Source organism: Microbacterium sp. ZW3a, from assembly GCF_057167165.1.
Window position 1 is genome coordinate 1,779,899 of sequence record NZ_CM169903.1, and the last position, 22,406, is coordinate 1,802,304.

The window sequence follows — 22,406 nt, forward strand, 5'->3', positions numbered from 1 at the left end:
TGCGGGGGGTCGTCGCGACATACTGAGGCTAGCCTTACCTTCTTCTCCGGGACCCCCCTAAACTGAGGGGGTCATGACCGTCGTCACCTCCGTCGCCCCGCCCCTCCGGGTGCTCGTCGTCGACGACCACCGGGTGTTCACCGACCTGCTCGCCTTCGCTCTGGATGCCGCGCCCTCCCTGTCGTGCGCTGCCACGGCAGCCACTCTCGACGAGGGGCGCCGAAAGCTCGCCGCCGTCGACGTGGATGTCGTGGTCATCGACGTTCACCTCGGCGAGGACGACGGCCTCGCGGCCCTCGCGTCGTTCGCCGAGCTCCGGCCGGGCGTTCGACTCATCGTGCTGACCGGGCATCCCACCGCTGCGGGCGCGGCACAGGCGCGGGCTGCCGGGGCATCGGCGTATCTCGCAAAGGACACCCGCCTCGACGACCTCGTCGACGCGATCCGCATCGCCACCCCGGAGCGGCCGCACATGACCCCCGGACTCCGCGCGTCCGTGCTCGATACTCTCTCGCCGCGGGAATGCGATGTCCTCGCCCTGCTCTGTGAAGGACGCCGCCCCGTCGAGATCGCGCGCGAGCTCGGCCTGTCGGCGCACACCGTCCGCGATCACGTCAAGGCTCTGCGGGAAGCGCTGGGCGCCCGCTCCCAACTCGAGGTGGTCTCGATCGCCCTCGCTCGCGGTCTGGTCCCACCGCGCCGACCATGACGCCCGCACGACTCATCCGCCGGCACGTGCTCGCCGCGATCGGCGTCGCGGTCGCTCTCCTGGGCGCGCTCATCGTGATCGAATGGCGCCTCGCCACGACCGAGGCTGATCGCGTCACCCGTGAGGCCGCCGGACGCGTGGCCGAACGCGTCTCGGACGTCCTGGCGGCGACCGACGTCGGGGTCGTTCCGGACCCCGTCGGCCTCGATGCTCGGCTCGACGGATTCTTCGCGGCGGGCACGGTGGCGCGCGTCAAACTGTGGCGCATCGAGGGCGACACGGCACGCGTGGTGTATTCCGATGAACGGAGTCTTATCGGCGGCGAACGGCCGTACTCCCCCGATCTCGCCGAACGACTGCGCCGTGAGGGCGTCGTCGTGCTGGAGGTCCCCGATGACGTCGAGCACCGCCTTGAGACCGCGGATTCGCGGGAACTCCGCGAAGCGTTTCTGGCCTTCCAGGATGCCGACGGCACACCGCTGCACCTTGAGGTCTATGTCCCCGTCTTCCGTGACGCCTGGGTCGCCTCGACCCTCGCGGTCTACCTGCCCGTTCTCGTGGGCGGGATGATCGCGCTCGCGGCCGCGCTCGCTCCCCTGTCGATCCGCCTCGCGCGCGGACTCGCCGCGGCCGAGGCCGAACGGCGCGACGCCGTCGCCTTCGGCCTCCGCGCGCGCGAGGGCGAGCGCCTCCGGCTTGCCCGCCGCCTGCACGACGACGTGCTGCAAGACCTCACCGGCTCTGCGCTGGCGTTGCAGGCCATGGCCTCCCGCTCCGAAACCGACCCCGATCGGCTCACGCGCGTCGCCGACACGCTCGCCGCCGATGCCCGGATGCTGCGGACCCTGCTCGACGGCGACCTCGACGCGGCTCCTCTCTCGCTGCGAGCGGCGCTGGCCGAGATCGCGTCGGAGGACGAGGCCGGGCCACCGGTGTCGGTCGAGATGGCTCTCGACGAGGATCCGGATGCCGACACGGTCCGCCTGCTCGCCGAAGCCGCCCGCGAACTCGTGCGCAATGCGCGGCGCCACGCTCAGGCCGAGACCATCCGCGTCGGGGTGGTCTCCCAGAGCGAAGAGACGATCCTGACGGTCGCCGACGACGGGCGGGGGTTCACCGAAGATCCCGGGACAACGGCGCGGCACGGCATCCGCCTTCTCGAACGAGCGATCAACGACGCCGGCGGGCGTCTGGAGATCACGAGCGGCTCGAGCGGGACGTCGGTCGCGGTCTGCCTGCCGCGGGAGCGGCGCGCGCACGCGCCCGCGTGAGGCCTGCGTCCTCCCCAGCCTCAGCGACCGTCGGCGTGATGGACCGGATGCCGGCGCTCGAGTGCCGCGCCCTCGACATCGACGTTCGGCACGATGCGATCGAGCCAGCGCGGCAGCCACCACGCCGCCCCGCCGAGCAGGTGCATGAGCGCGGGCATCAGCAGCATCCGCACGACGAAAGCGTCGAAGAGCACCCCGAGCGCGAGCCCCAGGCCGATCGACTTGATGATGACCGACTCGGACGTGATGAAGCCCGAGAAGACCGCGACCATGATGAGCGCCGCGGCGATCACGACCGTGCGACCGGCGCGGAACCCCTGCACGACGGCGAGCCGAGCCGGCGCGCCGTGCGCCCAGGCCTCACGCATCCCGGAGGCGAGGAAGAGCTGGTAGTCCATCGCGAGGCCGAACAGGATGCCGACGAGGATGACCGGCAGGAAGCTCAGGATCGGGCCCGGGTTGTGCACGCCGAAGAGTTCGCCGAACCATCCCCACTGGAACACGGCCGTCACCGCCCCGTACGTGGCGAAGAGCGAGAGCACGAATCCGGCGGTCGCGATCAGCGGGACCAGGAGCGACCGGAACACCATGACCATGATCAAGAACGACAGGCCGACGACGACGAGGAGGTAGAGCGGGAGCACATCCGCGAGCCCCTCCGAGATATCGATGTTGATGGCCGCCTGCCCGGCGACGCCGAGGACGATATCGCCGTCGACGGGCGGGAGATCACGCAGGTCGCGAACGAGTTCCTCGGTCGAGGCGCTGCTCGGACCCTCGGCGGGGATCACCTGGAACGCGGTGAGCCGGTTGTCGTCTGAGAGGGCGACGGGCGCGACCGCGACGACGTCCTCCTGTGCGACGAGCACGCGCGCAACGCTCAGCTGGGCATCGAGCGCGGCATCGTCGTCGAGCCCGGCCGGCAGCGACGCCGTCACGAGCAGCGGCCCGTTCGCCCCGGCGCCGAAGGACTCTGCCGTCAGGGTGTAGGCCCGATAGCCGGACGAGTCGGTGGCCTCCGACCCACCGTCGGGCAAGCCGAGGCGCATCGACAGCGACGGGATCGCCACGACGAGCAGCGCGACCGTGGCGATGACGACGGTCAGCACGGCGCGCAGGGTCGACATCGGACGGACGGAGCGCGATCGCTGGGCCACGGCATCCGGTTCGGCGGCGCGGGCACGCGCCATGGCGCGCGTGCTCAGAATGCGGTGCTTCGCGAGCCCCAGCAGCGCGGGCGTGAGCGAGACGGCGATCAACACGGCGACCGCGACGCTGACCGCGCCCGCCGTTCCCATGACTCCCAGGAAGGGAACGCCCGTGATGTTGAGCGCCAGGAGCGCGACGATGACCGTCGCGCCCGCGAACACGACCGCGTTGCCGGCGGTGCCGTTGGCCAGTCCGATCGACTCGTGGAGATCGGCACCGTCGAGCAGCTGCCGCCGGTGCCGATAGATGATGAAGAGCGAGTAGTCGATGCCGACGGCGAGCCCGAGCATCACGCCGAGGATCGGGGTCACCGAGGCCATCTGAACGACACCCGAGAACGACAGCGTCGCCAGGGCCCCGATCGCGACACCGACCAGCGCGGTCACGATCGGGAACGCGGCGGCGAGAATCGAGCCCAGCACGACGACGAGGACGATGGCGGCCACGGCCACACCGACTGCTTCACCGACGCCCAGGATCTCGGGAACGCCCTGCGAGATGTCCGTCGAGAACGCCACCTCGACGCCCTCGATCGGCTCGGCCTCGAAGTGCTCGACCACCGCGTCCTTCGACGTTTGCGCGAGCTCCAGGCGCGGCTCGGAGAACCGCACGTTGACGATCACGGTAGCGCCATCTTCCGAGACGACGCGGATGCCGTCCGTGAACGACAGCAGCTCGGCCCCCTGTTCGAGCTCGGCTTCGTTCGCCTCGATCGTGGCGAGGCCCTCCGCGAGCTCTTGACGCTGGTCGTCGATGACCGTCTGCTGCGCATCGAGCTGGGTCTGCTGGGCGTCGAGCGCCGTGGTCGGCAGTCCCTGCGCCTCGAGCTGGGAGCGCGTCGCGTCGAGTTGCGCCTGGCCGGCATCCAGCTGCGCCTGCCCGGCATCCAGCTGTTCGGCTCCCGACTCTGCCTGCGCCCGCGCATCCGCGAGCTGTGTCCGTCCGTCCTCGACCTGCTGTCGGCGGTCGGCCAGCTGTTGGGCGGTCGCGAAGGGATCGATCACGCCGGACACATCGGGAAGGTCGCGGGCAGATTCGGCGAGCTCGGTGATGTCGCTGCGCTGGTCCTCGGTGAACGCTGCGCCGTTCTCGGTGTGGAAGACGACGGTGCCCGAGGCGCCGCTGAAGTCGGGCAGCTGTTCTTCGAGCTCGGCGATCACGTCGCCCGACGCGGTCCCGGGGATGTCGAAGCTCGAGCTCAGACCCGTGAACCCGACGAGGAAGCCTCCGACGGCGATGCCGAGGATCGCGACCCAACTGACGATCACGGTCCATGCTCGTCGAGCGGCAAACGACCCCAGGCGGTGCAACAGTTCGGCCACGACTCTCCTCCAGATTCGCGGAGGCGTGCCCCATCGGTGAGGCCTACTCCGCATCGATCGGCCCGGATAAGATAACACGGACCGTCTCGTCTAACCTGAGGAGCCCTCATGACGCTTCCCCGCAGCGGCCCCGTCCGGAGCGAAGCCGCGCGCCACGCGATTCTCGACGCTGCCGCCGAGCTCCTGGCCGAGCGCGGTTACGATCACCTGACCATCGAGGGCATCGCCGGTCGAGCCGGGGTCGGCAAGCAGACGATCTACCGCTGGTGGCCCTCGAAGGGCGCGGTGATCGCGGAGTGCCTGCTCGAGGGCAAGCTGCTCGACGGACGCCTGATGCTGCCCGACACCGGCGACGTCCGCCGCGACCTCACCGTCTGGCTCGTCGACGTCTTCGCGCTGCTCGAATCCGCTCAGGGTGAGACGATCCTGCGCTCACTGATCGCCGCGGCCACGGAGCACGCCGAGATCGGACGGCGGCTACGCGACAGCCTGTCCGGATCCGAGTCCATCTCGGGGCGCCTCGAGCGGGCGATCGGAACGACGCCCAACCTGCCCGAGGGCGCGCCCGTCGAGCAGCTCGCCGAGGCGCTCGTCGGCGCCGTGCTGCTGCGGGCGCTCAGCCGCGCCCCGATCCAGCCGGGCGACGCCGAACGGCTGCTCGACGCCGTGCTCGGCCCGCACTCCTGATCCGGGCCGGAGCCGACTGTCCCATGTGCGGATGATCCGCCCGCGGGTGGGGGCGCGTACCCTCCGGCCTGCTCCTCCGCCGCGCGGAAACCGCTGATCCGACATCACGTGCGGCCGAGATCGAGCCGCAAGCGGCAACAAAAAAGACCCTCGAAAATCGAGGGCCTTACTTGCTGGGGTACCTGGACTCGAACCAAGAACAACGGAACCAGAAACCGCCGTGTTGCCAATTACACCATACCCCAAGGCGCTGAACCGAAGTTCGTGCCGAGGATCAAGCTTACGTGACGCGGGGCCATGCGCCAAACCGGCGCCACCCCGCGCGCGTCGCGGCGCCGGTGCCGCGGCATCCGAGTGTCCAGAAACACGCGGATGCCGCGACGTGGCATCCGCGTGTCTTGGACACTCACCGGGGCGCGGGCGCGGCGCGCCGCGCCGCTCAGCCCAGGTGCTGTACCAGGGCGTCGAGGCGGCGGAGGGTCTCGGCCTTGCCGAGCAACTCCATCGACTCGAACAGCGGCGGCGACACCCGGCGGCCAGTGAGGGCGACGCGGGGCGGACCGTAGGCGACGCGGGGCTTGAGACCCAGTTCGTCGACGAGAGCGGTCGAGAGCGCCTCCTGGACGGCAGCGGCGGTGAACTGCCCCTCGGGTACGAGCTTGAGCGCGCCCACGCTGGCCACGAGCACCTCGCCCGCGTTGGCGGGCAGGCCCTTCAGCGCGTCCTCGGCGTACTCCACGTCGGAGACGAAGAGGAATCCGAGCATCCCCGGAACCTCACCCAGCAACTGCACGCGCTCCTGCACGAGCGGTGCCGCGGCGGCGATGATCGCGCGGTGCTCCGCGCTCGGGTCCTCGGCGATCAGCCCGGCACCGGCGAGGTACGGGACGATCCGTGCCGCGAAGTCGTCGGCGGCCAGCATGCGGATGTGGTCGCCGTTGATGGCCTCGGCCTTCTTCTGGTCGAAGCGGGCCGGGTTCGGGTTGACATCGGCGATGTCGAAGGCCGCGATCAGCTCGTCGAGCGAGAACACGTCGCGGTCGTGCGAGAGCGACCAGCCGAGCAGCGAGAGGTAATTGAGCAGACCCTCGTGGATGAAGCCCTTCTCGCGCTGCAGGAACAGGTCGGCCTGCGGGTCGCGCTTGGAGAGCTTCTTGTTGCCGGTCTCGCCGAGCACGAGCGGCATGTGCCCGAAGCGCGGGATATAGGTCGTGACCCCGGCGTCGATCAGCGCCCGGTACAGCGCGAGCTGCCGCGCCGTGGAGGGCATGAGGTCTTCGCCGCGGATCACGTGCGTGATACCCATGAGCGCGTCGTCGACGGGGTTCACGAAGGTGTACAGCGGGATGCCACCGGCTCGCACGATCACGAAGTCGGGGAACGATCCAGCCGGGAACGTGACCTCGCCGCGAATGAGGTCGTCGAAGGTGAGGTCTTCGTCGGGCACGCGCAGGCGCCACGCGGGCTCGCGACCCTCGGCGCGGAAGGCGGCCTTCTGCTCCTCGGTGAGGTCGCGGTCGTAGTTGTCGTAGCCGAGCTGCTTCGCGCGGCCGTTGGCCTCGTTGCGCGCGTCGATCTCTTCGGCGGTCGAGTAGCTCTCGTACACGGCGCCGGCGGCGACAAGCTGGTCGAGCACGCCCCGGTAGATCTCGTGCCGCTGCGACTGCCGGTACGGCGCGTGCGGGCCGCCGACCTCGACCCCCTCGTCCCAGTCGATGCGCATCCAGCGCAGCGCCTCGAGGAGCTGCTGGTAGCTCTCTTCGCTGTCGCGTGCGGCGTCGGTGTCTTCGATGCGGAAGACGAGCTTGCCCCCGTTGTGCCGGGCGTAGGCCCAGTTGAACAGGACAGTGCGGATGAGACCGACGTGCGGAAGCCCCGTCGGTGAGGGGCAGAACCGGACGCGAACGTCGGCGCCGGTGGCGGTCGTGGTGCGGGGATCGGGCGTGGCTGACACCCCCCGATCCTACTCGCGGGCGCCGCTCGCCCCGGGGGCCGCCTCCCCGGGATGCGGGTAGTCGGCGAGCACCTCGCCCACGACCTGCAGGGCCGCGCCGACCGCGGGCACCCGCTCGGCCCCGCGGGCGGTGACGACGTGGAGCGTCCGCGCCTCCTCGACGGGCAGTCGCGGCGCGGAGATCCCGGACAGGAGCGGAAGGGATGCCACGGCCATACGCGGCAGGATCGCCATGCCGACCCCCTGGGCGACGAGGTTCTCGACGGCGATGTAGTTGTCGGTCTCGAACGCGATGTCGGGGGTGAACCCCGCCCGCGCGCAGGCCTCGAGCAGGTGACCGCGGCACTGGGGGCATCCGGCGATCCACCGCTCCCCCGCGAGACTCGACAGATCGATGGGGTCGTGTCCGGCCGCCGGGTGGTCGGCAGGAACGACGACGACCGTGTCGTCGCCGCCCACGGTCCGCACGCTGAGGCCGGTCGCCGCCGATTCGAGCTGCTCGCGGCGATCGCCGGGGTAGCTGTAGGTCAGCGCGATATCGGCACGGTCCTCGCGCACCGCCGCAATGGCCTCGGGCGGTTCCGCCTCGACGAAACTGATCGAGACCCCCGGCCGCCGCGCCATGACGGCGGCGATCACCCGCGGAACGACAATCGACGACGCCGAGGGGAAGGCCGCGATCCGCACGCGCCCGGCGCGGAGGCCGCGCAGTTCGGCCAGGTCGCCGGCGGCCGCGTCCAGCGCCGTCGTCACGGTCGCCGCGTGACGGGCGAGCACCCACCCCGCCTCGGTGAGGCGCACACCGCGACCGACACGTTCGACGATCGGCATCCCGGCCCGACGCTCGAGGCGGCGCAGCTGCTGGCTGACCGCGGGCTGGCTGTAGCCGAGCGCCCGCGCGGCGGCCGTGATCGACCCGGTGTCGGCGATCGCCTTCACCACCCGCAGGGCGTGGGAATCGAGGCCGTCGTCGGCGGGAGTGTCGCTCATGCGCACACATAAGCATGCTGCATGCTTTTCATGCAATACCTGGCCTGGTGCAATGTCAGGTGTCGCGCCACCGTAGAAGCATGATCGAGTCTCTGCAGGAGCAGTTCGCGGGCGGCCGCGACTACCTCGCCGCCTGCACGGTCGGCCTTCCCCCGACCGCCACGGTCGCCGCGCTGACCGCGGACCTCAGCGCCGCGGCATCCGGTCGGCCCGACGTCGCGGCCGCGTCCCGCGCGGTCGAAGTTGCGCGGGGCGCGTACGCCCGCCTCGTCCACACACCCGTGTCGACGGTCGCGATCGCCGCGCAGACCTCCGTCGCGGTCTCGGTCATCGCGGCATCCGTGCCCGACGGCGCCGAGGTGCTCTGCCCCGAGGGCGACTTCGCCTCGCTCGTCGCCCCCTTCGCCCACGCCGGCCGCGGCGTGCGGTTGCGCGCGGTTCCGCTCGCGCGGCTTGCCGAGTCCGTCACCACCGACACCTGGCTCGTCGCCTTCTCTCTCGTGCAGTCGGCCACGGGCGAGGTCGCGGACGCCGCGGCGATCACGGCGGCGACCGCACGCGCGGGAGCCCGCACCCTCTGCGACCTCACCCAGGCCGCGGGCTGGCTCCCGGTGGATGCCACCCTCTTCGACGCCACCGTCTGCCACGCGTACAAGTGGCTCTGCGCGCCGCGCGGAGTAGCGTTCCTGACCCTCGCACCCACCTTCGCTCGCGACCTGCGGCCCGTGCAGGCCGGGTGGTATTCGGGCGTCGATCCCTGGGCCTCGTGTTACGGCACCGACGCGCCCCTTGCCGCAGACGCGCGTCGATTCGACGTCTCGCCCGCGTGGTCCGCGTTCGTGGGCGCAGCTCCGGCCCTGGCGATGTTCGCCGACGCCGATGTGACCGCCCTCCACGCCCACGCGACGGGCCTCGCGGCGCGGTTCCGAGCGGGCCTCGGACTCCCCGAGCCCACGCGAGCATCCGCGATCGTCACGTGGCCGGATGCCGAGGCCTGCGCGCTCGCCCGACTCACGGCATCCGGCATCATCGCTTCCGGACGCGCGGGCCGCGCCCGGGTCGCGTTCCACGTCTTCAACGACGAGGACGACGTCGACCGCGCACTGGCGGCTCTCGACGGCACGCGTGCGGCGTCGCTCAGTCTCGTGCTCTGACGACGGCCGCGCCGACGGCGACCGCGACCACGGGGACAAGCGCCCACAGCGCCAGCCCTCCGTAGCCCACCGCGCCGAGGATCAGCCCCGCGGCGACCGAACCGACGGCGGCGCACGCGGTCATGAGCGTGTCGCTGCGGCCCTGCCTCCGCGGCCGCGCCGCAAGCGGCGTCGCCTCGGTCAGCAGCGCCGAGCCCGCCACCGTCGCGGCACTCCAGCCGAGGCCCAGGAGCACGAGGGACACGAGCACCCCGGCCTGCGACCACGACAGCCACGCCGCGACCGCGAGCGACGCCGCGAGTAGCACCTGCCCGAGGAGCACGACGGGGATGCGACCGAGCCGGTCGGCCAGGATGCCGAAGACCGGCGACAGGCCGTACATGCCAAACACGTGCAGCGCGATCGTCACACCGACGGCGAGAGTCACCGCCTCGGGGGCGACAATGTGCGCGAGGTGGACCGGGGTCATGGCCATGACCGACGCCATCGTCACGTGCGAGGCGGCGATGGCGAACATCGCGTACCGGGCGAGCAGCGGGCGATCCGCGGGCGGAGTCACCGTCTGCGAGACCGCCTTCTCGCGATCGAGGCGCTGCGCGAGCAACAGAGGGTCGGGACGCAGCACGAGCACGTAGAGCGCGAGCGCGCACGCCTGGGCGGCGAACGAGAAGAGATACGCACCGGTGAGCCGTGGCATCCCGATGCTCGCACCGAGGACCTCGCCCGGGGCGAGGAGGAGCGGCCCCACCACACCGCCGACCGTCGTGGCCCAGACGACCGTGGCGAGGTCGCGGCCGCGCCGCGCGGTGTCGGCGAGATCCGTGGCGGCGAAGCGCGATTGCAGCGTGCCCGCGTTGCCCGCGCCGATCAGCGCGATGCCGACGAGCAGCAGGGGGAACAGCCGCAGAGATGCCGCGGCGATGACGATGGCGATGCCGACGAGCGCGGCGACGTTTCCGGTGCTCAGCGCGAAGCGGCGACCGCGAGCCGCGGCCAGGCGCGCCAGCGGGATCGCCGTGAGCGCCGCTCCGAGGGTGACCGCCGCCGTGGCGAAACCCGACAGGGCGTCTTGGCCCGACAAATCGGCGGCCAGGAGCGCACCGAGCGAGAGCGTGGCACCGAAGGCGACGCCCGTCAGCACCTGCCCGGCCGCGAGTACCCGCACCGTGCGCCGCTGCGCCGCCGCGACATCGATCGCGGCGGCAGCGGCAGCCGACTCAGGCATCACGCACGGTGTTGCGCAGCACCCCGATCCCGCTCACCTCGACCTCGACCGTGTCACCGGCCTCGAACGGCCCGATGCCGGCGGGCGTGCCCGTCAGGATCAGGTCGCCCGGGAGCAGGGTGAACACCGAGGAGGCGTACGCGATCAGGTCGGGCACGGAGTGGATCATGTCGGACATCGGGCCGTTCTGCCGCACCTCGCCGTTGACGCGGGTCGTGATGACCGCGGCATCCGTGTTCAGATCGGTCTCGATCACCGGCCCGACCGGGCAGAACGTGTCGAAGCCCTTCGCTCGGGTCCACTGCCCATCGCGGCTCTGCAGATCGCGCGCGGTGACGTCGTTGGCCACGGTGTACCCGAAGACGTAGTCGGCGGCGCGTTCGGCCGGCACATTCTTGGCGATGCGGCCGATGACCACCGCGACCTCGCCCTCGTAGTCGGTGCGCGAGCTAAGCGCCGTGGGCCGCACGATGACATCGTTGGGACCGATCACCGAGGTGTTGGGCTTGAGGAACATCAGCGGCTCGGCGGGCGCCTCGCCGCCCATCTCGGCCGCGTGATCGTGGTAGTTCTTGCCGATGCAGACGACCTTCGAGCGCGGAATCACCGGCGCGAGCAGCGCCACCTCCGCGAGGGGCACGCGCTCGCCCGTCGTCTCGAACCCGGCGAACATCGGGTCACCGGCGAGCACCACGAGCTCACCGTCGTCGACGATCCCGTAGCGAATGGCGTCCTGGTAGCTGAACCGTGCGATCTTCACCGCTCCAGCCTATCCGGGGCCTCCGACACGGCATCCGTCCCTGCCGTCCCGCGCTCCCCCGACCCGCGCCGCCTCCCCGTGGCCCCCGCCCTGTGCTGCCGCCCTGTGCCGCCGCCCCGTGCCCCCGACCCCGTGCCGATAAACGCGATTCCTGCCGAGAAACGGTGCGTCGCCGCGTTTTCCCGCAAGAATGGCGTTTATCGGCAGGGAGGGCGTGGGTGCCGCCCACCGCGCAACGCACCCGCCGCGCCACTCCCGCTCGCTCCTCGCCGGTGCCTCCTCGCCCGGTCCCCCGCGCGACAAACGCGTGCTGCGCGGTGCCCCTGCGCGATAAACGCGTGCCGCCCGGTCCCCCGAGCGATAAACGCGTGCCGGGCAGAGAAACGCGCTCGCACCGCGTTTCTCCGCGCCGAGGGCGTTTATCGGGGCAGACGGGCCGCACAGTGCCGGAACGCAACGACGAAGGGGCCCCCGTTCGGGGACCCCGTCGTGACCGGCGCGGCTCAGGCGTCGAGACGGTACAGCCAGCCGTGCCGATCCTCGGCGCGGCCGTACTGGATGTCGGTGAGCTCCTCGCGCAGCTCCAGCGCGAGGGTTCCCGTGGGCTGCTCGTCGATGAAGTCGCGCCCCTTCAGGATGCCAATGGGGGTGACGACCGCGGCCGTGCCGCACGCGAACACCTCGACGATGTCACCAGATGCCACACCCTCGCGCCACTCGGCGAGCGAGACGTTTCGCCCGACCACGTGGTGGCCGCGGTCGCGCGCCAGCTGCAGCAGCGAATCGCGCGTGATGCCCTCGAGGATCGAGTCGGACTGCGGGGTCACGAGCGTGCCGTCTTTGTAGACGAACACGACGTTCATGCCGCCGAGCTCTTCGACGTTACGGTCCTGGTCGAGGAAGACGACCTGGTCGCACTCGTTCTCGTATGCCTCGGACTGCGGGAGGAGGCTCGCGGCGTAGTTGCCGCCCGTCTTGGCCGCTCCGGTGCCCCCCTTGCCGGCGCGGGAGTAGTCCTCGCTGAGCCAGATCGAGACGGGCTGCACGCCGCCCTTGAAGTACGCACCGGCGGGGCTGGCGATGAGGTAGTACGCCACCTTGTGCGCCGGGCGCACACCGAGGAACGCCTCTTTGGCGAACATGAAGGGACGCAGGTACAGGCTCTGGTCTTCGCCCGAGGGTACCCACGCGCCGTCGACGGCGATGAGCTCGCGCAGCGACTGCAGGAAGTACGGCACCGGGAGCTCGGGCAGCGCGAGACGGCGTGCCGAACGCTGCAGACGGCGACCGTTCTGGTCGGGGCGGAAGGTGTGCACCGAACCGTCGGCGTGGCGGTAGGCCTTGATGCCCTCGAAGATCTCCTGGCCGTAGTGCAGGACGGCGGCCGCCGGGTCGAGCGAGATCGGACCATAGGGCGAGACGCGGGGACGGTGCCAGCCGCCGCGCACCGACCAGCAGATGTCGACCATGTGGTCGGTGAAGTTCTGTCCGAAGCCGGGCGTGGCCAGGATCTCGTCGCGCTGCGCCGTCGTCTTGGCGGCAAGGTTGCGGGTGACGGCGAACTCGAGGGGCTCGAGTCCGGTGTCGGGGTCTGTGTCGATGGTCGTCATGATCTGCGCTTTCAGGCTGTTCAGGGGGCGCGGTGCGGCGGCGCGGGCCGATCGGTCCAGGTTACGCCCGGACGCGGGCGGCGATGGCGTCGCCGATCTGCGCGGTGGTTCGCGGCGAGGAATCCCGGGCCGCGATGTCGGCCTCGACCGCGTGGGTGACGCGGGCGGCTTCGTCGGTGAGCCCGAGGTGGTCGAGCAGCAGGGCGACGGAGAGGATCGCGGCCGTGGGATCGGCCTTCTGGGTACCCGCGATGTCGGGCGCCGATCCGTGAACGGGCTCGAACATCGAGGGGAACGCGCCGTCGGGGTTGATATTGCCCGAAGCGGCGAGGCCGATGCCACCGGTAACGGCGCCGGCCAGGTCGGTCAGAATGTCGCCGAAGAGGTTGTCGGTGACGATCACGTCGAAACGACCCGGGTTCGTGACCAGGAAGATGGTTGCCGCGTCGACGTGCAGGTAGTCTACGGCGACCTCGGGGAACTCGGATGCCACGGCGTCGACGATGCGCTTCCACATGCCGCCCGCATTCACGAGCACGTTCGTCTTGTGCACCAGTGTGAGCTTCTTGCGCCGCCGCTCGGCGAGGGCGAAGGCGTACCGCACGACGCGCTCGACGCCGTAGGCGGTGTTGACCGACGTCTCGTTGGCGACCTCGTGCGGCGTGCCGCGACGAATGGACCCGCCGTTACCGACGTAGGGTCCCTCGGTGCCCTCACGCACGACGACGAAGTCGATCTCGCCCGGGTTGGCCAGCGGGCCGGCTGCCCCCGGGTACAGCTTCGACGGGCGGAGGTTGACGTAGTGGTCGAGCTCGAAGCGCAGTTTGAGGAGAAGGCCGCGCTCGATGTTGGCATCTTTCAGGCGCGGATCGCCCGGCACACCGCCGACGGCACCGAGGAGGATCGCGTCGTGCGCGGCGATCGCGGCGAGGTCGTCGTCGGTGAGGGTGTCTCCGGTCTCGAGGTAGCGACCGGCGCCGAGAGAGAACGGCGTCTTCTCGAACTTCACGCCAGACTCGGCGGTCACCGCGTCGAGCACCTTGACCGCCTCGGTGACAACCTCGGGACCGATGCCGTCACCGGGAATGACGGCCAGTTTCACGACGCGCGACATCGCTCTCCTCAGCGCTCAGGGCGCATCACTTCGTCGACGCGCCTCGGGTTCCTCCCAGGGTAGTGGCAGCGATGAGGGCGGCGATGACGATGAGCACCGCACCGAGGAGCGCCGTCACGACCACACCCGAATCGAACGCATGGGCGGCCGCAGTACGCAGAGCCTCGGCGAGCGACGGGTCGTCGAGCGTCTGCGACACCGCGACGGCACCGGCGAGGGTCTCGCGAGCCGCGTCTGCGGCACCCTCGGGCAGACCCGCCGGGAGCACGAGCTGGGCGCGGTAGAAGGCGGCCAGGATGCCGCCGAGCACCGCGGTACCGAGCACGGCCCCCAGCTCGTACGCGGTTTCAGACACGGCGCTGGCCGCACCGGCCTTGGCCGGCGGGGCGCTCGAGAGGATGAGCTCGTTCGATACCGTTTCGGCCGCTCCGATACCGATGCCGAGCAGACCGAACGCGACGATGAGCATGACGAGATCCGCGGTCGAGAACGCCACCATGACGTACGCGACGACCGAGAAGCCGAGCGCCACCGGCACGACCGTGCGCGGCGGGAAGCGCTTGGCCACCGGCACGATCGCCAGACCCGAGAAAATCATGAGCACGAGTCCGGGCAGCAGCGCGAAACCGGCCACCATCGGCGAGAGACCGACGATGAGCTGCAGGTGCTGCGCCACGAAGTAGAGGAAGCCGACAAGTCCGACGACGCTCAGCAGGTTGACCAGGATGGCGCCCGAAAAGGTGCCGCGGCGGAACAGCGACATGTCGAGCATCGGTGTCGCGAGGCGCCGCTGACGCCGCACGAACACCCAGCCGAACCCGATGCCGACGAGGAACAGCACGGGCGCGAGAGAGGTCGGACCGTCGACGGCGAGCTTCTTGATGCCATAGACGATCGGCACCAACGTCGCCAGCGAGAGCACCACACTGATCGGGTCGAAGCGCCCGGGCGCGGGGTCGCGGCTCTCGGGCACAAAGAACGGCGCGAGCAGGAGCAGCGGAACGAGAACCGGCACCGCCATGAGGAAGACCGAGCCCCAGGAGAAGTGCTCGAGGAGGAGTCCGCCGACGATGGGGCCGAGAGCGGCGCCCGCCGAGAAGCCCGACGCCCACACGGCGATCGCGAACCGACGCTGGTCACGGTCGCGGAAGATGCTGCGCAGCAGCGACAGCGTCGACGGCATGAGCATGGCGCCGAACACACCCATGAGCGCGCGGCCGGCGATGAGCGCGGCGGCGGTCGGCGCGAAGGCCGAGAGCGCGGAGACCGCGGCGAAGCCCGTCGCGCCGATGAGGAGCATGCGCTTACGACCGAAGCGATCGCCGAGCGTGCCCATCGTCACGAGGAGGCCCGCCAGCACCAGCGGGTAGACGTCGATGATCCACAGTTGCTCGATGCTCGTGGGCTGCAGGTCGAGCGCGATCTCGGGGAGAGCAAAGCTCAGCACCGTGTTGTCGACCGAGACGAGCAGCACCGGCAGCATCAGCACGGCCAGCGCGAACCACCCGCGCCAGCCGGCGCGAGGGGCGTTGATCTCTTGAGTGGGCAACGACGAGGTGAGCATGATTCCGTTCCGTTTCTAAACCGTCCAGCCGGTATAGTATCAGAGGAACGAGACATTCGCCCCTACGATCGAGGAGTCATGAGCCGTCCCCCTCTCGCCCGCGATGCCGTCCTCGACGCCTTCACGCGCATCCTCGTCGACGACGGCGAACGCGCCGCGACGATGGATGCCACGGCCCGCGCCGCTGGCGTTTCCAAGGGCGGACTCCTTTACCACTTCGGGTCGAAGAGCGCCCTGGAAGAGGCGCTGGTGGCGCGTCTCGAGACGCTCGCCCAGCACGACGTCGATGAGATCGAGAAGTCCGACGAGGGCGTGGTGGCTGCCCACCTGCGGTCGTCGCAGAACACCGGGTCGCCGCTCGACGTGACGATCCTCGCGGTCTCACGTCTCGCGCAGAACGGCAGCGACGCCGCGTCCGCGTCTCTGCGGCGTGTCCGTGAACTGTGGGAAGAGAGCCTGCGCCCGCACACCCGCGACGAGACGGCCCTGCAGATGGTGCTGCTCGTCAGCGACGGCCTCTACTTCAACGCCGTCCTCGATCTGAACGCGGTGCCCGGTGCGACGATGGAGGGCGCCGACCTCGACGCGCTCATCTCCGCCGTCGTCGCGGCCACCACCTGACCGCGGCCGCCACCCGACATCGCGCATTGCGACGGTGGCATCCGAAACGCAGAAGGGGGCCGCCACAGCGACCCCCCCCCGATGACGTTGGGAGCCTCAGCTCTCGACGATGTCGATCTGTCGGAACAGGTCGGCGCCGACGGCCTCGCGCATCGCGCCGAGAATCTCGTCGGGCACGGGCGAGTCGACCGTGAGCACCGAGAGGGCGCGACCCGTGGCATCCGGAGCCGCCACCTGGAGACCGGCGATGTTGATGCCCGCTTCGCCCAGCTTCTGTCCGTAGATCGCGACGATGCCCGGGCGGTCGGCGTAGCGCATGACGAGGTGGTGCTGCTCGATCGGCACCTCGATGTCGTAGCCGTTGATCGAGACGACCTTGGGCACCATGCGCGTTCCGGCGAGGGTACCGGCGACGGTCAGCGTGGAGCCGTCGGCGAGGGTGCCGCGCAGGATGGTGATGTTGCGGTACAGCGGGCTCTCGGCCTCGACGATCAGGCGGGTCTCGACGCCGCGCTGCTCGGCGAACAAGGGAGCGTTGACGTACGAGACGGTCTCGCTCACGATGCGACTGAAGATGCCCTTCAGGGCCGCGAGGCGGTAGACGCTGACGTCGTACGCGGCGAGCTCGCCGCGCACCTCGATGTCGAGGCTCGACAGCGCGCTGTCGGCGAGGCCGCTGAAGAACTGACCGAGCATCTCGACCAGCGCGATGCCGGGTCGAACGAACGGGTCGATCGCACCGCCCGCGACGTTCACGGCATCCGGCACGAGGTCGCCCTCGAGCGCGAGCTTGACCGAGCGTGCCACCGACACGCCCGCCTTCTCTTGCGCCTCTTCGGTGCTGGCACCCAGGTGCGGGGTGACGACCACGGTGGGCAGGTCGAGGAGCTTGCGGGCCGGACCGTCTTCGGCGGGGGGCTCGGTGGAGAAGACATCGAGGCCGGCACCGGCGATCTCGCCCGAGGTAAGGGCGTCGTACAGGGCGTCTTCGTCGATGAGACCGCCGCGGGCGACGTTGATAACGTAGGCGCTCTTCTTCATGCGGCGCAGCTGCTCAGCGCCGATCATGCCGGTGGTCTCGGGGGTCTTCGGCATGTGGATCGTCACGAAGTCGCTCTGCTCGAGCAGTTCGTCGAGCGAGACGAGCTGCACGCCGAGCTGCTGCGCGCGCGTCGCGGTGACGTACGGGTCGTACGCGATCACGCGCATGTCGAACGCCTGCAGACGGGCGGCGATGAGGGCACCGATGCGGCCCAGACCGATGATGCCGATCGTCTTCTCGAACAGCTCGGTGCCGGTGAACGAGCTGCGCTTCCACAGCCCCTGCGAGAGCGAGGCGTGGGCGGCGGGAATGCGGCGAGCCAGGCTCAGCACGTGGCCGACCGTCAACTCGGCCGCCGAGATGATGTTCGACGTCGGCGCGTTGACAACCATGACGCCCGCTGCGGTCGCCGACTTGATGTCGACGTTGTCGAGACCGACTCCGGCGCGCGCGACCACCTTGAGCGACGACGCCGCGGCGATGGCCTCGGCGTCGATCTTGGTGGCCGATCGCACGAGAACCGCGTGCGCGTCGGCGAGAGCCGAGAGCAGCGCGGGGCGGTCGGTCCCGTCGACGTGGCGCACGTCGAAGTCGGGGCCGAGCGCGTCGATCGTGGCGGGAGAGAGTTCTTCGGCGATGAGCACGACGGGCTTCGTCACGGATGAGTCCTTCGAAACGGTGCACGGGACTGGCGCGCACCGTCGCGCGATGCCGGCGCGAACCGGGCGCACGACCCGTGCGGGCCGTGTGTCAGCCTAGCGCGGAGCCGGAGCCGCCCCCGACACTGTGACGCTCACGCAAGGGCGACGCGCTCTCCCGACGTCAGCTCCCGTAGAGCCCGTACGACGTCGTGCCATAGCCGACGATGGCCAGCCAGAAGGCGGCCGAGAGGGTGAGGCCCGCGAGCATGGCCAGGGCGAACTCCCCCGCGCGTCGCCGCGCGCCGATGGCGAAGGCCACGCCGAACGCGGCAAGCGGGAAGACGATCGGGAGGATGTAGACGAACCAGCCGAGACCGTTGAGGCCCAGCGGCCCGTTGACCTGCAGGATCAGAAGAGCGACAGAACTCCACACGACGTAGGCGTAGAAGAGGCCGAAGCCTCCCGCAATCGTGACGACGATCCAGGCGGGGAGGCGACGCGTTCCCGTGGTCGAACTCATACCAGGGCTCCCATCGACAGCAGCGGCCACGGCACGAGCAGCACGACCCCGAGGATCAGCACGAGGAACCGCTGCCACGTGCGCCAGCCGCGGGTGAGCACGAGTCCGGCGACGAACCAGACGAGCGGGGCGAGCGCCGCGCCGATCGTCATCGCCACGACCGTGACCTCGGGAATCGGGATGCCGAGCCCGAGGAGCTGTCGCCCGGCGAGAACCCAGCCGATCGCGAAGAGGAGGAAAGTCGCGGCGACCATGCCGATGCCGATGAGCCCCGCATTGCCGAGCGGCGCGGAGGTCGGGTCAGCGTCGGCGGGGTCGTCCGATGCGGGCGACTCCCCCACGGCGGGCTCGGGAACAGGTGACACCGCGCGCGTGGCGGTCTCGGAGATCGGCGTCTCGGGCTCGGGTGTCGTCCGCTCGCCCACGTCGAGGGTCGGGTCGTCGTCACCGTCCCAGGAGAGGGCGTCGTCGTCGCGCGGAGTGCTCACCCGTCCACGGTAGCCCCGCCGACGGCCGCCGCGGCCACGCCCCGCCGCAACGGCGAACGCCCCCGGCACCGAGGTACCGAGGGCGTTCGCGAGAGGATCAGCGCGCGGCCGACCCCTCGACGTAGTCGGAGTCCTGCTGCTTCCATGCGAACAGGCCGCGCAGCTCCTTGCCGGTCGCCTCGATGGGGTGACCCTGCTCCTTCTCGCGGAGCTCGAGGAACTCGGGCGCGCCCTTGTCCTGGTCGGCGATGAAGCGCTCCGCGAAGGCACCCGACTGGATGTCGGCGAGGACGGCCTTCATGTTCTCCTTGACCTCGGGCGAGATCACGCGGGGGCCGGAGACGTAGTCGCCGTACTCGGCGGTGTCCGAGATCGACCAGCGCTGCTTGGCGATGCCGCCCTCCCACATGAGGTCGACGATGAGCTTGAGCTCGTGCAGCACCTCGAAGTAGGCGATCTCGGGCTGGTAGCCCGCCTCGGTGAGGGTCTCGAAGCCGTACTGGACGAGGTGGCTCATGCCACCGCAGAGCACGGACTGCTCGCCGAACAGGTCGGTCTCGGTCTCTTCGGTGAAGGTCGTCTTGATGACGCCGGCGCGGGTACCACCGATGGCCTTGGCGTACGACAGCGCGGTGTCCCAGGCCGAACCCGAGGCGTCACGCTCGACAGCGATGATGTCGGGGATGCCACGGCCCGCGACGTACTCGCGACGCACGGTGTGACCGGGGGCTTTGGGGGCCACGAGGATGACGTCGACACCCTCGGGGGCGTCGATGTAGCCGAAACGGATGTTGAAGCCGTGCGCGAAGGCGAGCGTCTTGCCCTCGGTCAGCTTGTCTTTGATGGAGTCGGCGTAGATCGAGCGCTGGTGCTGGTCGGGCGCCAGGATCATGATGAGGTCTGCCCACTCGGCGGCGTCGGCGACGTTCTTGACCTCGAAGCCCTCCTCCTGCGCCTTGGCGGCCGACTTCGAGCCGTCCTTCAGCGCGATGACGACCTCGACGCCGGAGTCACGGAGGTTCAGCGCGTGAGCGTGACCCTGCGAGCCGTAGCCGACGATCGCGACCTTCTTGCCCTGGATGATCGAGAGGTCGGCGTCGTCGTCGTAGAAGATCTCTGCCATGGGGATGCTTTCTCCTTGGATACAGGTCCCGCGACGGGACCGGGGGTGTGTGGAAAGGGAGGGAAGTTCAGCCGCGCAGAACGCGTTCGGTGATGCTCTTGCCACCGCGGCCGACCGCGAGCAGGCCCGACTGCGCGAGCTCCTTCACACCGAACGGCTCGATGGCCTTGAGGAAGGCGTCGACCTTGCCCTTGTCGCCCGTGATCTCGATCACCAGAGCATCGGCGGCATAGTCGACCACCGAAGCGCGGAACAGATTCACGACCTCGAGCACGTGGGAACGGCTGGAGTTGTCCGCGCGCACCTTGACGAGGACGTGCTCGCGCTGGACCGAACTGGCGGCGTCGAGCTCGACGATCTTGATGACGTTGATGAGCTTGTTCAGCTGCTTGGTCACCTGCTCGAGCGGCAGCCCCTCGACATCGACCACGACCGTGATGCGTGAGAGGCCGGGGACCTCGGTCACGCCCACCGCGAGCGACTCGATATTGAAGCCGCGACGGGCGAAGAGACCGGCGACGCGGGTCAGCAGACCCGGCTTGTCCTCGACGAGGAGGCTGAGAACGTGCCTGGACATGTCAGTCCTCCTGCTCGGCGAAGGCGGGCGAGTGCTCGCGCGCGTACTGGACGTAGCTGTTGCTGACGCCCTGCGGAACCATGGGCCACACCATGGCGTCGGCGCTCACGACGAAGTCGATCACCACGGGGCGATCGTTGGTGTCGAGCGCCAGCTGGATCGCGGCGTCGATCTCGTCTTCCTTCTCGACGCGGATCGCGAGGCATCCGTAGGCTTCGGCGAGCTTGACGAAGTCCGGGATGCGACGGGTGCCGTGACCGGTGTTCAGGTCGGTGTTCGAGTGACGCCCGTCGAAGAACAACGTCTGCCACTGGCGCACCATGCCGAGCGAGGAGTTGTTGATGATCGCGACCTTGATCGGGATGTCATTGATGACGCAGGTCGCAAGCTCCTGGTTGGTCATCTGGAAGCAGCCGTCGCCGTCGATCGCCCACACCACGCGGTCGGGCTCGGCGACCTTGGCGCCCATGGCGGCCGGCACCGAGTACCCCATGGTGCCGGCGCCGCCGGAGTTCAACCACGCGTTGGGGCGCTCGTACTTGATGAACTGCGCCGCCCACATCTGGTGCTGACCGACGCCCGCGGCGTAGATCGCCTCGGGTCCGGTCATTTCCCCGATGCGCTGGATCACGTGCTGCGGAGAGAGCAGGCCGTCGGTCGTCGGCGTGTAGCCGAGCGGGAACTCCTCACGGAGGCCGTTGAGGAACGACCACCACTCCGAGTAGTCGACCTCGGTCTCGGCCGCAGCCGCGCGGAAGGCGGCCTCGAGGTCGACCAGGACCTCCTTGAGGTCGCCCACGATCGGCACATCGGCGGTGCGGATCTTCGAGATCTCGGCGGGATCGATATCGACGTGCACGACCTGCGCGTTCGGGGCGAACAGCGCGGCCTTGCCCGTGACACGGTCGTCGAAGCGCGCGCCGAGCGACACAATGAGGTCACTGTCTTGCAGCGCGAGCACCGCCGGAACGGTTCCGTGCATGCCGGGCATGCCGAGGTGCTGCTCGTGCGAGTCGGGGAACGCCCCGCGGGCCATGAGCGTGGTCACCAGCGGTGCGCCGGTCGCCTCGGCCAGCGTCTTCAGCTCGGCCGACGCCTTGGCGCGAATCACGCCGCCACCGACGTACAGGACGGGCTTCTTCGCCGCCGCGATGAGCTGCGCCGCGGCCTGGATCTGCTTGCCGTGGGCCTTCGTCACCGGACGGTAGCCGGGCAGGTCGATCTTCGGAGGCCACACGAAGGGCGCCTCGGCCTGCTGTGCGTCCTTGGTGATGTCCACGAGCACCGGGCCGGGGCGACCGGTGGAGGCGATCTCGAACGCGGCCGCGATCGCGCTGGGGATGTCCTCGGCGGTCTTGACGAGGAACGAGTGCTTCGTGATCGGCATGGTGATGCCGACGATGTCGGCCTCCTGGAACGCGTCCGTTCCCATCAGGGTCGAGAAGACCTGACCGGTGATGCACACAAGCGGAACCGAGTCCATGTAGGCGTCGGCGATCGCGGTGACGAGGTTCGTCGCACCGGGGCCCGAAGTCGCGATGGCGACACCCGTGCGGCCGGAGGCGGCGGCATAGCCCTCGGCCGCGTGGCCGGCGCCCTGCTCGTGACGCACGAGGATGTGGCGGACGTTCTCGTCGTCCATGAGCGGGTCATACACAGGCATGATCGCCCCACCCGGCAGACCGAACACGTCGGTGACGCCGAGCAGGTCGAGCGAACGGACGACCGCCTGGGCGCCCGTGAGCACGGGCGCCGGGGCGGTGCGAGCGGGAGGCCGGGGAACGGCCGTGGCGGATTCGGCGGACATGGTGGGACCTCGGAACCA

The 22,406-nt window shown here is 70.0% G+C and carries 19 protein-coding genes and 1 tRNA gene; 5 read left to right on the forward strand and 15 right to left on the reverse strand.

What is annotated here, in order from left to right; all coding sequences use genetic code 11:
• The first annotated feature begins 73 nt into the window (after positions 1-73).
• Positions 74-709, forward strand: coding sequence for a response regulator transcription factor (locus ACU6WY_RS08430; RefSeq protein WP_483819225.1), 636 nt, complete (start codon positions 74-76; stop codon positions 707-709).
• Positions 706-1,980 carry a sensor histidine kinase gene (locus ACU6WY_RS08435; RefSeq protein WP_483819226.1) on the forward strand — a complete coding sequence of 425 codons (1,275 nt, stop codon included), beginning with the start codon at positions 706-708 and terminating at the stop codon, positions 1,978-1,980. The genes ACU6WY_RS08430 and ACU6WY_RS08435 overlap by 4 nt, the downstream gene beginning before the upstream one ends.
• A gap of 20 nt (positions 1,981-2,000) precedes the next feature.
• On the opposite strand, the gene ACU6WY_RS08440 is transcribed toward ACU6WY_RS08435, so the two are convergent.
• Positions 2,001-4,511, reverse strand: a complete 2,511-nt coding sequence (locus ACU6WY_RS08440; RefSeq protein ID WP_483819227.1) for an MMPL family transporter — start codon at positions 4,509-4,511, stop codon at positions 2,001-2,003.
• Between the two features lie 108 nt (positions 4,512-4,619).
• Here ACU6WY_RS08440 and ACU6WY_RS08445 point away from each other — a divergent pair, with 108 nt between their 5' ends.
• Positions 4,620-5,198 (forward strand): TetR/AcrR family transcriptional regulator, encoded by a 579-nt coding sequence (locus ACU6WY_RS08445; RefSeq protein WP_483819228.1) that lies wholly within the window; start codon positions 4,620-4,622, stop codon positions 5,196-5,198.
• A 173-nt stretch (positions 5,199-5,371) separates the two neighbouring features.
• On the opposite strand, the gene ACU6WY_RS08450 is transcribed toward ACU6WY_RS08445, so the two are convergent.
• From ACU6WY_RS08450 to ACU6WY_RS08460, 3 genes are all read right to left on the reverse strand, one after another.
• Positions 5,372-5,443: transfer RNA gene (locus ACU6WY_RS08450), tRNA-Gln, on the reverse strand.
• Positions 5,444-5,637: 194 nt separating this feature from the next.
• Entirely contained in the window at positions 5,638-7,152 is a 1,515-nt protein-coding gene (gltX, locus tag ACU6WY_RS08455; RefSeq protein WP_483819229.1) for a glutamate--tRNA ligase, read from the reverse strand.
• A gap of 9 nt (positions 7,153-7,161) precedes the next feature.
• On the reverse strand, positions 7,162-8,142 hold the full coding sequence (locus ACU6WY_RS08460; protein WP_483819230.1) for a LysR family transcriptional regulator: 981 nt from the start codon (positions 8,140-8,142) through the stop codon (positions 7,162-7,164).
• An 80-nt stretch (positions 8,143-8,222) separates the two neighbouring features.
• Here ACU6WY_RS08460 and ACU6WY_RS08465 point away from each other — a divergent pair, with 80 nt between their 5' ends.
• On the forward strand, positions 8,223-9,296 hold the full coding sequence (locus ACU6WY_RS08465) for an aminotransferase class V-fold PLP-dependent enzyme (protein ID WP_483819231.1): 1,074 nt from the start codon (positions 8,223-8,225) through the stop codon (positions 9,294-9,296).
• Here the strand turns inward: ACU6WY_RS08465 and ACU6WY_RS08470 are convergent.
• The 5 genes from ACU6WY_RS08470 to ACU6WY_RS08490 all read right to left on the reverse strand — a co-directional run bounded on the left by ACU6WY_RS08470 (position 9,280) and on the right by ACU6WY_RS08490 (position 15,569).
• Positions 9,280-10,521: an MFS transporter gene (locus ACU6WY_RS08470; protein WP_483819232.1), complete on the reverse strand. Its 1,242-nt coding sequence runs from the start codon at positions 10,519-10,521 to the stop codon at positions 9,280-9,282. The genes ACU6WY_RS08465 and ACU6WY_RS08470 overlap by 17 nt on opposite strands.
• Complete coding sequence (locus tag ACU6WY_RS08475; RefSeq protein WP_483819233.1) at positions 10,514-11,281, reverse strand: fumarylacetoacetate hydrolase family protein; 768 nt, start codon at positions 11,279-11,281, stop codon at positions 10,514-10,516. The genes ACU6WY_RS08470 and ACU6WY_RS08475 overlap by 8 nt, the downstream gene beginning before the upstream one ends.
• Before the next feature lie 503 nt (positions 11,282-11,784).
• The gene (locus tag ACU6WY_RS08480; protein ID WP_483819234.1) at positions 11,785-12,891 is read right to left on the reverse strand and encodes a branched-chain amino acid aminotransferase; all 1,107 of its coding nucleotides are present in this window, start codon (positions 12,889-12,891) and stop codon (positions 11,785-11,787) included.
• Between the two features lie 61 nt (positions 12,892-12,952).
• Complete coding sequence (locus tag ACU6WY_RS08485; RefSeq protein ID WP_483819235.1) at positions 12,953-14,005, reverse strand: 3-isopropylmalate dehydrogenase; 1,053 nt, start codon at positions 14,003-14,005, stop codon at positions 12,953-12,955.
• A gap of 25 nt (positions 14,006-14,030) precedes the next feature.
• Complete coding sequence (locus ACU6WY_RS08490; protein ID WP_483819236.1) at positions 14,031-15,569, reverse strand: MFS transporter; 1,539 nt, start codon at positions 15,567-15,569, stop codon at positions 14,031-14,033.
• A 78-nt stretch (positions 15,570-15,647) separates the two neighbouring features.
• On the opposite strand from ACU6WY_RS08490, the gene ACU6WY_RS08495 reads away from it, so the two are divergent.
• Complete coding sequence (locus ACU6WY_RS08495) at positions 15,648-16,190, forward strand: TetR/AcrR family transcriptional regulator (protein WP_483819237.1); 543 nt, start codon at positions 15,648-15,650, stop codon at positions 16,188-16,190.
• Between the two features lie 96 nt (positions 16,191-16,286).
• Here ACU6WY_RS08495 and serA read toward each other — a convergent pair whose 3' ends face one another.
• From serA to ACU6WY_RS08525, 6 genes are all read right to left on the reverse strand, one after another.
• Positions 16,287-17,891 carry a phosphoglycerate dehydrogenase gene (serA, locus tag ACU6WY_RS08500; RefSeq protein WP_483819238.1) on the reverse strand — a complete coding sequence of 535 codons (1,605 nt, stop codon included), beginning with the start codon at positions 17,889-17,891 and terminating at the stop codon, positions 16,287-16,289.
• 163 nt (positions 17,892-18,054) lie between these two features.
• Positions 18,055-18,393, reverse strand: a complete 339-nt coding sequence (locus tag ACU6WY_RS08505; protein ID WP_483819239.1) for a bacitracin resistance protein — start codon at positions 18,391-18,393, stop codon at positions 18,055-18,057.
• A complete protein-coding gene (locus tag ACU6WY_RS08510; protein WP_483819240.1) occupies positions 18,390-18,881 on the reverse strand; it encodes a DNA polymerase III subunit gamma/tau in 492 nt (163 codons plus the stop codon). Before ACU6WY_RS08510 ends, ACU6WY_RS08505 begins: the two co-directional genes overlap by 4 nt.
• Positions 18,882-18,978: 97 nt before the next feature.
• Positions 18,979-20,004 (reverse strand): ketol-acid reductoisomerase, encoded by a 1,026-nt coding sequence (gene ilvC, locus ACU6WY_RS08515; protein WP_483819241.1) that lies wholly within the window; start codon positions 20,002-20,004, stop codon positions 18,979-18,981.
• A 67-nt stretch (positions 20,005-20,071) separates the two neighbouring features.
• Positions 20,072-20,581, reverse strand: coding sequence for an acetolactate synthase small subunit (gene ilvN, locus ACU6WY_RS08520; protein ID WP_483819242.1), 510 nt, complete (start codon positions 20,579-20,581; stop codon positions 20,072-20,074).
• 1 nt (position 20,582) lies between these two features.
• Complete coding sequence (locus ACU6WY_RS08525) at positions 20,583-22,388, reverse strand: acetolactate synthase large subunit (protein ID WP_483819243.1); 1,806 nt, start codon at positions 22,386-22,388, stop codon at positions 20,583-20,585.
• Positions 22,389-22,406: the final 18 nt, after the last annotated feature.